We start from the raw sequence: 13,034 nt of genomic DNA, 5'->3' as shown, positions 1-13,034 counted from the left end.
TGTGAAAATGAACCGATAATGAAAATCGCAGTCATAAGTGATATACATGGAAATTTACCCGCATTAGACTCTGTGCTAAATGATATAAGCACTAGGAATATTGACCAGATTTACTGTCTCGGCGATCTGATAGATTTTGCTCCTTGGACTAACGAAATTATTGACTTGTTTCGATCTTCTAGAATCCCAACCCTTTTGGGAAATCATGATGAAAGAGTAGCTTTTGACCAGCCAATAAATCGTAAAAAAAAGCACTCCCCCGAGGAAACTGTGGCTAGGGAAATTGCAATAAATCATTCTAAAAAACATATTACTTTGATCAATAGGAATTATTTAAAAAACCTACCATTTTCATTAAAACTTAATTATAAAATAGGTCAAAAACATTGGAACATTCTTTTAGTTCATGCTCACCCAGATAGTAATGATCAGTACATATTTGAAGATGAGGAGGAAACAGTAGTTGAAGGATTAATAAATAGAGAACAGATTGATTGCCTCATCATGGGACATACACACTATTCTTACATTAGAAGAATAAATAATAACTGGGCTATAAACCCAGGTGCAGTGGGACGATCAAAAGAAAGTAATAGATTGGCATCCTATTTAATCTTAGAAATAAATGAAACGGAAATCAAACCCGAAATCATCCAAATACCATTTGACAAACAAAAAGTCATCGAGGCAATTGCAAACAGTGGTATTCCCGATTTTTATGCAAAATTCTGGGAAAATTAAACTCTATTCTATTAAGCACTAACCCTCTTTATTCTTAGGACATTTTTCCATATATTTACTATGCCAACATAATAAACAAAATCATGAAGTTTAGAAAAGCTGAAATTCAAGACCTAGAAAGAATCATTGAACTATTGTCAGATGATAAATTGGGAACAATGCGAGAAGCCTTCCGAATTCCACTTCCACCTGAATATTTCACTGCTTTTAATAAAATCTGCGAAGATAAAAACCAAGAATTGATTGTATTGGATGATGGAAACGGAAAAATTTTAGGTTGTATGCAACTATCATTTATACAATATTTAACTTATAGAGGTGGTATTAGAGCACAACTGGAAGGTGTGAGAATTGATAAAAGTGAAAGGTCTAAAGGGTTGGGGAAAAGAATGATCAAATATGCCATTCAAAGGGCAAAAGACCGAGGAGCGCATTTATTGCAATTAACAACAGATAAAGTGAGACCCGAAGCCTTAAAATTTTATGAAAAACTCGGTTTTAACTCAACTCATGAAGGAATGAAGCTTCATTTATAAGATTCTTAACTTTTTAAAACTCAAATCCTCACCAAAGTATCCCATTTTTTCCTTAATTTAAACATTATTAAAACACCTATGATGTTGAAGGATAAGTTTGGGAGAGAAATAGATTATCTGAGGCTTGCGGTAATAGACCGCTGTAATTTACGCTGTACCTATTGTATGCCAGCAGAAGGCCTAAATTGGTTAAGTAAGAATGAGCTCATGTCAAATGAGGAAATGCTCAGAATTTGCAGGATTTTCACAGAAATGGGAGTATCTAAAATCCGAATTACCGGTGGAGAACCCTTCTTGAGGAAAGGAATTATGCCTTTTTTAAATGATTTAACCCAACTCAATGGATTAAAAAATATTGCCATAACGACAAATGGACTAAATACTTTTAAAAACATTCAGAAACTGAAAAATCTTGGAATAAAATCTATTAACCTTAGCCTAGATAGTTTGGATAGAGAAAAGGTTTTTCCAAATAACAAGGCGTGATGAACTTAGCAAAGTACTTGACACATTAGATCAATTAATTGAAAATCAATTCGAAGTAAAGATCAATACCGTGGTGATGGATGGTGTCAATACAGCAGATATTTATCCCTTGGTTGAACTGACCAAAAATAAACCTATAAGTGTCCGTTTTATTGAAGAAATGCCTTTTAACGGTGGAACTCATGAAATATCATTAAAATGGGATGCCAATTATATCATAAAGCATATTCAATCAGCTTATCCTAAACTAGATAAAATTGAAGATGAAAGAAATTCTACGGCTGTTAATTTTAATATTCCAGGATATCAAGGGAATATAGGAATTATTGCTGCATATACACGTAATTTCTGTGGTTCTTGCAATCGACTGAGATTGACTTCCGTTGGAGAACTGAGGACATGCTTATATCAGTCAAAAGGTATAAATCTTAGAGATCTAATGCGACAAGGTAATTCAGACCAAGAGATTAAAGAATTTATTGAATTAGCCTTAATTCATAAACCTAAAGATGGATGGGAAGCTGAAAAACAATATTTTTCAATGGATGAAACCCATCAATCAATGGCAAGTATAGGAGGATAGTCATGATTACAGTAGAAGAGGCGGAAAAAATCATTCTCAATGAATCTTTTGATTACGGCACTGAAATGGTGCCATTAGTAAAATCATTGGGTAGAATATTGGCTGAAGACCTATTTTCTGACCGTGATCTACCACCCTTTAATCGAGCAACGGTAGATGGAATAGCCATAAATATAGAAGCATACCACGCAGGAAATAGAAACTTTTTGATCAAAGGAACCCAAGCTGCTGGGGATAACCCAATCAGTGTTACAGATAAAAACTCCTGTATTGAAATTATGACCGGTGCAGCAATTCATGAATGCTTTAACACCGTTATAAGGTACGAAGACTTATCTATAGAAAATTCATGCGCAACAATTAATCAAGGAACATTCAAACCATATCAGAATATTCACTTACGTGGAAAAGATAAACTGCAAGGTGAAATTCTTGTTGAGAAAAACAAGGTGATTAATCCCGCTATCATAGGAATTTCTGCATCGATTGGTAAAACCAATCTTTTAGTAAGAAAGCTTCCAAGAGTGCTGGTAGTCTCGACCGGAGACGAATTAGTTAGAATAGATGAAACACCTAACCCCTATCAAATCCGACAGTCTAATGGGTTGACAATTCTGGCTACGCTCCAAAAATATAAGATCAGAGCCCACAAAATCCATCTAAAGGATGACAAGAAAAATATTGAATTAACATTGAAAAAATCTTTTGAAGAATACGATGTCATTTTGTTGACCGGAGGAGTATCAATGGGGAAATATGATTTTATTCCTGATGTACTACAAAGGCTAAAAGTGAAAAAAATGTTCCACAAAGTGAAGCAAAGACCTGGAAAGCTATTTTGGTTTGGGAAAAAAGCTAAAAACAAATTTGTTTTTGCATTCCCCGGAAATCCAGTATCTGTTTTTATGTGCTTACATCGATATTTTGTCCCTTGGCTTAGAAAAAGCATGGGACTCAAAGAAACTAAAGAATATGCCATTTTAGGGAATGATTTCGAATTCCCAATTGAACTGCAGTTATTTGCACAAGTAGAACTCCAAACAAATGAAGATGGACAAACAATTGCTTCATACCACAATACAAATGGTTCAGGTGATTTCTCTCATCTTGCTGAAACAAATGCGTTTATAGAATTACCAGCCAATCAGGATACATTTAAGAAAGGTGAAGCATTTAGGATATGGAGATATAATTAATCAGAAAATCAATATGGGAAGTTTCTCACATTTAAATGATAAGTCACAGCCAATCATTGTTGATGTAAGTGGCAAAGAAGTGACTAAAAGAACAGCAACAGCTCAAAGTATTGTTTATTTACCTCAAGAAGTAATGGATCAATTAGAGAAGTCTGATTTTAACAGCAAGAAAGGATCTGTATTTCAAACGGCCATTTTAGCAGGCATAATGGCTTCTAAGCGAACTTCTGAACTGATTCCCTTATGTCATCCCCTCTTTTTAGAAAACTGCAATGTGAGCATCGAAATGGCGTCAGAGAACGAACTACTCATCCTTTGCACGGCAACCGTCACAGCAAAAACAGGAGTTGAAATGGAAGCATTGACCGGAGCCTCTATTGCGGCTCTCACTATTTATGATATGTGCAAAGCCTTGAGCCATGATATTATCATCAAAGAAACCAAGTTAATCCAAAAGTCGGGAGGAAAGAATGATTTCGAAAGGAAATGAGGTGCCAAAATTAAAAGGATTAATCCTAGCAGGCGGTAAAAGTTCCCGTATGGGACATAATAAAGAACAGATAGCATGGCATGGTAAAGAACAGAAATATTATGCAGCGGACTTGTTATCTCAATTTTGTTCTGAAGTTTATATTTCCTGCCGCCAGGACCAATTACAGCATATTGCCGAGGGGTACAAGGGTCTGAGCGATAATTTTATTGGTATGGGACCTACTGGAGGAATATTGACAGCATTGAGGTCTGATCGTGAAGTAGCTTGGTTAGTGATTGCATGTGATCTTCCGCTAGTGGATGAACCAATCTTAAAAAAACCTAGTTGAAAATCGAAATCCTGAAAAAATTGCAACTACTTACAAAAGTCCTTTTGATGGTCTTCCAGAACCATTAATTACTATTTGGGAACCTGATAGCTATCCGATACTCTTAGAATATCTTGGCAAAGGAAAAACTTGTCCCAGAAAAGTCCTGATCAATACGGACTGCCTTATCCTCGAGCCTGAACAGCCTCAAAAGCTTATGAATGTAAACACTCCTCAAGATCTTGAAGAAGCAAAACAATATCTATCGAAAAAAATGCTTTAGAATAAATCAAAAAACTCGTTAATCTACTATCTTTTGACCCTTGCTAATTGTAACTGTATCAATCTCCATACCAGCCAATTCTTTAATTGACTCTTCAATCATTAAGCTCATACTATTTAATGCCAAGTCATTTGCTTCTTGACCAAAGGGTTCTTCTATTTCATCAGCAATAGCCTCGAATGCAACAAATGTATAAGCAATAAAAGCGACAATAAATGGAGTGAACCAACTTAAGCTATCCACCAAACCGAATGGTAAAAGAAAACAATAAATGTAAATAGTCCTATGAAGCAAAACCTGATAACTATATGGAATTGGCGTAGAAACTATTCGTTCACAACCACCTAAGACATCCGATAAAGTATTCAAATTCTGATCTATACTAGCTTGTTGAATTGAATCTAAATTACCTTTCAATTTTTGCTTTCCTACCCAATCACCTATCAGATTTAAAATAAGCGCAGGCTTATATTTAGAATTTATTACTAATTGGTAATCAGCACTAGACAACTTTTCTTTTAAATCATCACTAGAATCTGTTTTTCGTAACTGATGATTTAAAGCATAGACAAAAGCGGACAATAAATTAATAAATTCTTTAATCGATTCTCGATCAATATTACGATTTAATGTTAGGACTTGTCGAGTCAATGACCTCGATACGTTCAATAATGATCCCCATAATTTCCTGCCCTCCCAAAACCTATCATAACTTGCACTATTCCTAAAGCCAAGAAACAATGCTAGCACAAATCCAAATAAAGTAAATGGTGCAGGATTCAGTGGTACTTTGTAAGACAATAAGGTACCATGAAAATATACTACTGCAATGGAAAGCACGGTTAACAACATCAGCCGTGGAAGGACTTGAGGCAAAACCGAACCATGCCAAACAAATAGCATCCTGAACCAGTTTTCCTTCTTACGAATAATCATAAATCAGATAATATGAGTAATTGAAACTACTTTGAACAAAAGTAAGGTTAATTTAATTAAAAAAGTCATTAGCGATGCCAATGACTCTTATAATCAGATTATTATAATTTAAATTTTCAACTATCAATTTCTCCTTGAATCAACATTTCATCCACTTTCTTATAAACAGCTGGATCATGCTTTTTTATTTGAATCTTGACATACTTAGATGCCGGCATATTACTGTCTTTTACAACATTATTTACTGATACCAAAACATTGGTTTCAGGAAAATATGTCATGGTATTTTTTTCTGGTATTTGATAAGAAACAATAACAAATAATGGAGCAACACGTTCAATACCATCATCAAAGTTATAGAGATCCACTTTATCGCCAGCCTTGAATCCAAGAGAATCAATGTCTTTCTGATTCATAAAGATAACCCTTCTTTCATTTTTAATACCACGATATCGATCATCCAAACCATATATGGTCGTATTGAATTGATCATGAGTTCGAGTTGTGGCCATCATAAATTCATCAGCTTCAAGTGAGTTAACCGGTAGTTCAGTTAATGTAAAAGGAGCTTTTCCATCCAATTGAGGAACGAAATATTGTTCATCTCTCGCTCTGTTTGGAAGATAGAACCCACCTTTCTCTCTCACCCGGACATTGAAATTTTCAAACCCTGGAATACATTGTTCAATATCGTCCCTAACCGCATCATAACTATCATGATACCGCTGCCAATCCACCACAGACCTATCTTTAAGCGTTTCCATAGCCATTCTACAAGCGATCTGAGTTTCATTGATCAAATTATCCGAAACTGCGTCCAACATACCTTTAGAATATTGAACCACACCCATTGAATTCTCTGCTGTCACTATTTGAACTTCTCCATTTACGATATCCTTATCACTTCGTCCATATGTTGGAAGGATAATCGCTTCCTTACCATGAATTAGATGTCCTCTATTCAATTTAGTAGATACACATACCAATAGTTCCAATTTCCGCATGGCATTGGCGGTATACGTAGTATCAGGTGTAGCAGACAGAAAATTTCCACCCATACAAAACATGAACTTAATTTTTCCTTCGTGAATTGCTTTGATGGCACGAACTACATCATATCCATGTGCTCTAGGAACCTGAAAACCAAAATACTCTTGGAGACGGTCCAATTGAGCTTCGGTTGGCTTCTCATTGATAAGCATCGTCCTATTACCTTGGACGTTACTATGCCCTCTGACAGGGCAAACACCACCACCTTTTATACCAATACTTCCTTTTAACAATAGGATATTGACAATCTCACGGATCATATCTACACCATTAGGTTGTTGGGTCAAGCCCATTCCCCAACAGACAATTATTTTTTTCTTAAAAGCTAGCATCGACGCAGCTTCATCCAAATCCTCTCTCCTAACCCCGCACTCACGTGCAAGTGCATCGATATGGAATGAAGGGTTTTCAAATTGTTCAGCAAATGCCTCAAAACCCATAGTTTTTTCAGAAATAAAATCCATATCCAAAACTTGACCGGGAAATTTGGCTTCCATTTCTAATAAAAGTCTTTCTAAAGCCTTCAGCAAAGCCATATCACCATTTATTTTCACTGGCAGATAAAGGTCGGCTAGTTTCACACCATTTCCTATCACTCCATTTAATTGCTGTGGATTATGAAAGCCCATAAGACCTGCCTCCGGCAAAGGGTTGATAGCAATAATTTTACCGCCATTGTTTTTGGTTTTCTCTAATGCCGACATCATCCTCGGAGCATTTGTCCCTGGATTCTGACCAATAATCACCACCACATCCGCATCATCAAAATCCTCGAGCTTCACCGTTCCTTTACCAATACCTATCACAGGAATAAGGGCTGTCCCTGACGTTTCATGGCACATATTAGAACAATCAGGCATATTATTGGTCCCAAATTCTTTTGCAAAAAGTTGATATACAAATGATGCCTCATTGCTAGTACGCCCAGAAGTGTAAAAAGCCGCCTCATTAGGCGAATCCAACTTATTTAGGTGTTCAGCAATTTTTTTAAAAGCATCATCCCAAGAAATTTTTTGATAATGAGTTCCTCCTTTTGGGAGATACATGGGATCTGTTAATCGCCCTAACTTACCAATTTGGTAGTCATTCATCTTTGCTAAATCATAAACCGAGTTTTTAGCAAAAATTCAGGTGTCACTCTTTTTGTAGTTGCTTCTTCTGCAAGTGCTTTTGCTCCATTTTCACAATATTCACCCAAAGGTGACCGCTCATCATCAGGATCCGGCCAAGCACAACTTGGACAGTCAAAACCGCCAAATTGATTCATCTTAAACAATGCACGTGTACCACGGATCACAGTCTTTTCTTCAAATAGATCTGAAATAGCAGCTATAACTGCCGGAACTCCAGCTGCCCATTTTTCAACAGGAGTCAGCTTAAGATCCAATAACTTATATGGGTTTTCAGCATCAGGAAAATGCTTGATCTCTGATTTGATTTCCTCTATTGACTTTTCCTCTTTCATGGCAGCAATGGTTTATGTTAGCAAACTAAATTTGGATTTGGATAATTATCGCTTTGATCCTCTTCAGGACGATCAATGCAAACAAAATCCTTCTCTAGCAATATCAAAATTTTATTATGGGTTTCTTCAAAAGTTACTCGATCAGTATTTACCCACTCTTCAACATAGGATTTCGGCATCTGAACCATCATTTCCTCATCTTCAAAACTTATAGAAAGACCATCTTGGTAAAGTATTTCAATTCCATAGACAAAATCCTTGTTTAAAAAACTCTGTCTTGCTGATAATTCTACCATTTTCCGACAGCGATGCTACTTCGGATTTTGTCAATCTGATCCTTACTGTATTATCTTTAATTCTTATTTTCATAACATACCATCAATGTGAATGTTTTCATTCTGGTTGTAAATATTAAAACGATTATTTTTTAAGAATCCTATCAAAGTGATGTTAAATTCTTTGGCCAGTTCCAAGGCAAGACTGGATGGAGCACCAATAGCAGCAACAATTGAAATACCGGCCATAGCTGCTTTCTGAATCAGTTCAAAACTAGCTCTTCCACTTAACAATAAAACAAATCGGTTCAATGGTAATAATCCTTCTTGCAAAGCATGACCTATCAGCTTATCTAAAGCATTATGCCTACCAACATCTTCCCTCAAAAACATCAATTCCCCATCACTCGTAAATATTCCCGAAGCGTGTATACCTCCCGAAACTTCAAAATTATCCTGTGCTGACCTCAATTTTTCAGGTAGGTCAAAAAGAACTTTTGCTCCAAATGATTGTATTTCAGGAACCATCCCCTGAAATTTACTAACCGTTTTTATCGACTGGATCGAACCTTTACCGCATACTCCACAACTCGAAGTTGTATAAAAATTCCGGTCTGCCGTACCAAGATTAGGCTCAACACCCTCATTAAGCTCAACAACAACAATGTTTTCTTTATTATTGGAACAGTCAACCTTTAAATATGAAACAGATTTGACCTGATCAAAAGAATCAATTATCCCTTCAGTAAACAAAAAACCCAATGCCAGGTCTTTATCATTTCCTGGCGTACGCATGGTAACTGAAATGCTTTTCATTCCCACTTGATTTGCATAAGAAAAAGAAATCCTAATTTCTAATGGCTCCTCTACAGCGAGTAAATCCTCACGTGAATCAGAATCCAAGTCTGAGAAACGCTGAATTTGGACTTTTTGGATGGAAGAATCAATTAATTGGGTCATGATATGTTTTCTTCGGTAATACTATTAAATATACTCATTAAAAATGTAAATCTCGCCTTAAATAACTAAGGATGAGCTGAAACCCATTGTTCGCCATCCTCAAAGACTTCTTTTTTCCAAATCGGAACAGTTTCTTTCAATGTATTTATGGCATATTCACAAGCTTTGAATGCAGCGTCTCTATGAGGAGATGAAACAACAATAACAACGGCAGCCTCCCCTGGACTTAGTATCCCAACCCGATGATGGAGCACAGCATGCTTTACTCCTAAATTATTCACACAATGCTCAGCAATTTTTTTCATCTCTTTAACCGCCATAGATTCATAGCATTCGAACTCTAATCGAAGCACCTTTTTCCCTTTTGTCTCATTTCGAACGGTTCCAACAAAACTTACTGTCCCTCCACAGCTATCATCTGCTTGAATATCCAAACATAGTTCCGGATCTAAATGAAAATTTGAAATCTTGATATCAATCATATTTAACCTCCACTAACAGGCGGAATAACCGCTATTTCATCATCACTCTCTATCACTTGATCGCATTGCCCATATTCTTCATTTATAGCAATAAAATATGACTTCAACCTAGCCAATTCTGGATAAAGTTGCTCAATTCTAGATTTTAATTCTTCAAGTTTAATCCCATCCACAACTTCTAGCTCAAGTTCTGAAGAAGAAAAAATTTCCTTCACTATACCAAATGCCAATAGCTTAATTCTCATACTTAAAATAATTGTGGTACATATTTAATCAATACATTTACTCCTGCTATAAAGACCAATACAGCAGTGATCCTCTTTATAATAACTGGACTCCATTTTATGGAGACTCTCGAACCTATTTGCCCCCCAATAAAAACTGCCAAACATAGTAATATCAATCTTTGATAGTCTATATCAGAATTTATGGTTTTCACTTGTCCCAATATCCCAGAAATAGAGTTCAACAAAATAAACAAACTCGCAGTGGCTGCAATTTTCTTTGCAGAATCCCAACGCATCAAGTTCAGAATCGGTGAAAGAAAAATACCACCTCCTATTCCTACTAATCCAGATAGAAAACCAATGCCAGCGCCAATACCAGCATCTTTTAAAATCGATTGATGCTCAGAGTTTTTGAAATTATTCTTTCTCGTCTTCTCAATCCATAAAAGTACAGAAGCAACAATCAAGCTTATCCCTAAAATAACAAAAAAGGTTGATTGACTGATTTTGAGAATCGCCCCTAAGAAAGCCATAGGAACGCTTACCAAAACTAAGGGTATTGTTTTTTCCCAATTCAACTGCTTATTTCTTACATAAACAACAACTCCTCCTGTAACCACAATAACATTACATAGTAGAGCAATTAACCGTAATTCTTGGAAAGGTAAACCATAGACGGCCAATAAGGCTAAATAACTGGAACCTCCACCAAATCCTACTGAAGAATAAACAAATGAAATTACTAGAAAGAAGAACATGATTTCCCAGATCATATATGCAGAGGTAAATGATTATGTAGAGTAAGGTAAGGAATAGTTAAGGCATAAGCAAGGAAGTTTCTAAGTCTTATTCTATAAAAAAGCCCCAATTTAAATTGAGGCCCAAACTTATAAATATATAGAGAATAGAAAATTAATCTGTTGTAAATTCTGATTTTTCAAAAACCTCTTCTTCAAGACCTGGTCGTTTCAAGAATAATTTTAAATCTTTCACACCAACGGAGTATTCCTTGCCACAACTAGCAAATTTGAGATTTACAGGCATCAGTTCAGATGGAGAACCGCGATAGGTGTAATATTCGTATGAGGAAGATTCAGTATTTCCTAATTTATTATTATTCGAACAGAGTTCCCCATTTTCTATTGTCACTTTTCCATCCTCCGTAAAGTGCATTATTTTGGCCTTCTGCTCATTCGAGTCATCCTTAAAATTAAGTACCCAATAACCAATTAAATCTTTATTATCAAGCATGACTTTTTCATTATCTTCATCTTTATCACATGAAATAATAAAGACTGACAACACAAGGATGATTACGGAATTTAGAATCTGTTTCATAGGATTTGCTTTTTAAAAGGTTATAATTTACTTAAACGAGTAGCATTGTGAAAAAGCTACAATAATAATAAAAGCCTGACTCCAATGAATCAGGCTCTAATAATTTCTTCTATATAATTAACCTCCAGTGCCAGGATCCGTTGGCTCTTCAGGGTTCTCAGGTTCTTCTGGTACTTCAGGATCAACTGGTGGTGTTACGGAAACTCGCTTGTAACGTTCAGAAGCATCTCCGCCAAATCCCAATGTGAGAATATCACCCTGCAAAGTTACGGGCATCCCATTGCCACAGTGCTCAAATTTAATCCTGTCCATGGTACCGTTAACATTTGTGCTGGTAGAATAATATTCAAATGAGCCACTTTTAGGGTCATTATGAACAGAACTGAGATTACAAAAAATTCCTCGTGTAACCGTTAAACTATTTTCAGCAGTAAACTCCAATAATTTAATACTATCTAAATTTGTTGTTTCATCAACAACCGTCTCAGCAGTGATATTTCTTTCAATTTTTGCCCATTTTCCAATGAGTTCTGTCGTATCCAATGGATTTCTTACAACTTCAACATCATCCTTTGTACAAGATGAAATACCAATTGCTAAAACCAAAATATAAAGCGTATTTTTTATTTTACTCATAAGTATCATTTAAAAATCATTAAGTACTCTCGCAAATTCATTTGGCACAATTTGCTAAATTTTTGATCGTATTACAAATTATTAGTGTTTATCCTTTCCCAATCCAAAAACCTTTTTCACTAAAAGAACTATCCCTAAAACTAACATCCCAGCAATAAGCCCAATTGCAAATTCTTTTACAATCGATGGTATATTCGGCAACAAATGATGCAAATAATCAATATTGTGCACAAAAATACCTCCTGCAACCAACAATAATGCAATAGTTCCGATTATACCCAAAGCTTTAATAACAATTGGCAAAGATTTAACCAATAAATGCCCTATTGTAGAAGCGAAACCTTTGTCTCCTGAACGTTTTATCAATGAATGACCAGCATCGTCCATCCTAACGATTAAAGCAACAATGCCATAAACTCCAACCGTTGCTAAAATGGCAACTACTGAAACCGTTAAAATTTGAAGTGCTAAAGTTTCCTCAAGTACAGTACCAAGAGCAATAATCACGATTTCCACAGAAAGAATAAAATCAGTCGTAATTGCTGATCTAATTTTTACCTTTTCAGCTTCCTCACCCTCCAAAGCCTGTTCCTCTATAACTTCATGTCCTTCTTTTTTCCTGTGAAATAAATAGTGAATTACTTTTTCAGCCCCCTCGTAAGCCAGATAGGCTCCCCCCAAGAATCAAAATATATTTTATTAACATGGGAAGAAAGGCATTCAACAATAATGCAATTGGGACAATGATAAGCTTGTTGACAAATGACCCTTTAGTGATAGCCCATAATACAGGGAGTTCCCGAGAAGCAAGAAAAGCCTGTTGCTTTTTCTGCATTTACAGCTAAATCATCACCTAAGATACCTGCAGTTTTTCGAGTAGCAATCTTACTGGCTACTGCAACGTCGTCCATTAGAGCGGCGATATCATCCAAAACCGCGAATATTCCTGATGCCATATATTTTGTTTAATAGTTCACTAAAATAATTAGAATTTGGTCATTTTCAAGATATGTTCTATCCAAAATGATAATATTTGTTCA

Annotated in this window: 21 protein-coding genes; 7 read left to right on the top strand and 14 right to left on the bottom strand. The window is 35.7% G+C overall.

Going from position 1 to position 13,034, the window contains the following annotated elements; translation table 11 throughout:
* The first annotated feature begins 18 nt into the window (after positions 1-18).
* The 7 genes from FGL31_RS09585 to FGL31_RS23385 all read left to right on the top strand — a co-directional run bounded on the left by FGL31_RS09585 (position 19) and on the right by FGL31_RS23385 (position 4,363).
* Positions 19-741, top strand: coding sequence for a metallophosphoesterase family protein (locus tag FGL31_RS09585; protein WP_232046534.1), 723 nt, complete (start codon positions 19-21; stop codon positions 739-741).
* Positions 742-824: 83 nt separating this feature from the next.
* Complete coding sequence (locus FGL31_RS09580) at positions 825-1,277, top strand: GNAT family N-acetyltransferase (RefSeq protein WP_138090943.1); 453 nt, start codon at positions 825-827, stop codon at positions 1,275-1,277.
* A 78-nt stretch (positions 1,278-1,355) separates the two neighbouring features.
* Positions 1,356-1,763, top strand: a complete 408-nt coding sequence (locus FGL31_RS23395) for a radical SAM protein (protein WP_197734174.1) — start codon at positions 1,356-1,358, stop codon at positions 1,761-1,763.
* 76 nt (positions 1,764-1,839) lie between these two features.
* Positions 1,840-2,346, top strand: a complete 507-nt coding sequence (locus tag FGL31_RS23390) for a GTP 3',8-cyclase MoaA family protein (protein ID WP_197734173.1) — start codon at positions 1,840-1,842, stop codon at positions 2,344-2,346.
* 2 nt (positions 2,347-2,348) lie between these two features.
* A complete protein-coding gene (locus tag FGL31_RS09570; RefSeq protein WP_197734172.1) occupies positions 2,349-3,542 on the top strand; it encodes a molybdopterin molybdotransferase MoeA in 1,194 nt (397 codons plus the stop codon).
* The gene (moaC, locus tag FGL31_RS09565; RefSeq protein ID WP_232046533.1) at positions 3,511-4,032 is read left to right on the top strand and encodes a cyclic pyranopterin monophosphate synthase MoaC; all 522 of its coding nucleotides are present in this window, start codon (positions 3,511-3,513) and stop codon (positions 4,030-4,032) included. The genes FGL31_RS09570 and moaC overlap by 32 nt, the downstream gene beginning before the upstream one ends.
* Complete coding sequence (locus FGL31_RS23385) at positions 4,013-4,363, top strand: NTP transferase domain-containing protein (protein WP_197734171.1); 351 nt, start codon at positions 4,013-4,015, stop codon at positions 4,361-4,363. Before moaC ends, FGL31_RS23385 begins: the two co-directional genes overlap by 20 nt.
* 280 nt (positions 4,364-4,643) lie before the next feature.
* On the opposite strand, the gene FGL31_RS09555 is transcribed toward FGL31_RS23385, so the two are convergent.
* The 14 genes from FGL31_RS09555 to FGL31_RS27750 all read right to left on the bottom strand — a co-directional run bounded on the left by FGL31_RS09555 (position 4,644) and on the right by FGL31_RS27750 (position 12,950).
* Positions 4,644-5,561: a bestrophin family protein gene (locus FGL31_RS09555; protein ID WP_138090937.1), complete on the bottom strand. Its 918-nt coding sequence runs from the start codon at positions 5,559-5,561 to the stop codon at positions 4,644-4,646.
* Between the two features lie 116 nt (positions 5,562-5,677).
* Entirely contained in the window at positions 5,678-7,702 is a 2,025-nt protein-coding gene (locus tag FGL31_RS09550; RefSeq protein WP_197734169.1) for an FdhF/YdeP family oxidoreductase, read from the bottom strand.
* A 5-nt stretch (positions 7,703-7,707) separates the two neighbouring features.
* On the bottom strand, positions 7,708-8,076 hold the full coding sequence (locus FGL31_RS23380) for a hypothetical protein (protein ID WP_197734168.1): 369 nt from the start codon (positions 8,074-8,076) through the stop codon (positions 7,708-7,710).
* A 17-nt stretch (positions 8,077-8,093) separates the two neighbouring features.
* Complete coding sequence (locus tag FGL31_RS09545) at positions 8,094-8,372, bottom strand: DUF7009 family protein (RefSeq protein ID WP_197734167.1); 279 nt, start codon at positions 8,370-8,372, stop codon at positions 8,094-8,096.
* Positions 8,314-8,445 carry a DUF7009 family protein gene (locus FGL31_RS29805; protein WP_394366137.1) on the bottom strand — a complete coding sequence of 44 codons (132 nt, stop codon included), beginning with the start codon at positions 8,443-8,445 and terminating at the stop codon, positions 8,314-8,316. The genes FGL31_RS09545 and FGL31_RS29805 overlap by 59 nt, the downstream gene beginning before the upstream one ends.
* The gene (fdhD, locus tag FGL31_RS09540) at positions 8,442-9,311 is read right to left on the bottom strand and encodes a formate dehydrogenase accessory sulfurtransferase FdhD (RefSeq protein ID WP_171017603.1); all 870 of its coding nucleotides are present in this window, start codon (positions 9,309-9,311) and stop codon (positions 8,442-8,444) included. The genes FGL31_RS29805 and fdhD overlap by 4 nt, the downstream gene beginning before the upstream one ends.
* 65 nt (positions 9,312-9,376) lie before the next feature.
* The gene (locus FGL31_RS09535; RefSeq protein WP_138090931.1) at positions 9,377-9,793 is read right to left on the bottom strand and encodes a molybdenum cofactor biosynthesis protein MoaE; all 417 of its coding nucleotides are present in this window, start codon (positions 9,791-9,793) and stop codon (positions 9,377-9,379) included.
* Between the two features lie 2 nt (positions 9,794-9,795).
* Positions 9,796-10,038, bottom strand: coding sequence for a MoaD/ThiS family protein (locus FGL31_RS09530; protein ID WP_138090928.1), 243 nt, complete (start codon positions 10,036-10,038; stop codon positions 9,796-9,798).
* Positions 10,039-10,040: 2 nt separating this feature from the next.
* On the bottom strand, positions 10,041-10,793 hold the full coding sequence (locus tag FGL31_RS09525) for a sulfite exporter TauE/SafE family protein (RefSeq protein ID WP_099371274.1): 753 nt from the start codon (positions 10,791-10,793) through the stop codon (positions 10,041-10,043).
* Between the two features lie 139 nt (positions 10,794-10,932).
* Positions 10,933-11,358, bottom strand: coding sequence for a hypothetical protein (locus FGL31_RS09520; RefSeq protein WP_138090925.1), 426 nt, complete (start codon positions 11,356-11,358; stop codon positions 10,933-10,935).
* A gap of 117 nt (positions 11,359-11,475) precedes the next feature.
* Entirely contained in the window at positions 11,476-11,994 is a 519-nt protein-coding gene (locus tag FGL31_RS09515; RefSeq protein ID WP_138090922.1) for a hypothetical protein, read from the bottom strand.
* 81 nt (positions 11,995-12,075) lie between these two features.
* Positions 12,076-12,675, bottom strand: coding sequence for a DUF808 family protein (locus FGL31_RS09510; RefSeq protein WP_262709079.1), 600 nt, complete (start codon positions 12,673-12,675; stop codon positions 12,076-12,078).
* Positions 12,641-12,829, bottom strand: a complete 189-nt coding sequence (locus FGL31_RS27755; RefSeq protein WP_262709078.1) for a DUF808 family protein — start codon at positions 12,827-12,829, stop codon at positions 12,641-12,643. The genes FGL31_RS09510 and FGL31_RS27755 overlap by 35 nt, the downstream gene beginning before the upstream one ends.
* On the bottom strand, positions 12,765-12,950 hold the full coding sequence (locus FGL31_RS27750) for a DUF808 family protein (RefSeq protein WP_262709077.1): 186 nt from the start codon (positions 12,948-12,950) through the stop codon (positions 12,765-12,767). Before FGL31_RS27750 ends, FGL31_RS27755 begins: the two co-directional genes overlap by 65 nt.
* Positions 12,951-13,034: the final 84 nt, after the last annotated feature.

This window comes from Sphingobacterium daejeonense, assembly GCF_901472535.1.
In the GTDB taxonomy this organism is placed as follows: domain Bacteria; phylum Bacteroidota; class Bacteroidia; order Sphingobacteriales; family Sphingobacteriaceae; genus Sphingobacterium; species Sphingobacterium daejeonense.
Note: the sequence above shows the minus strand (reverse complement) of the source record. Positions and strands in the feature narration are given on the sequence as shown.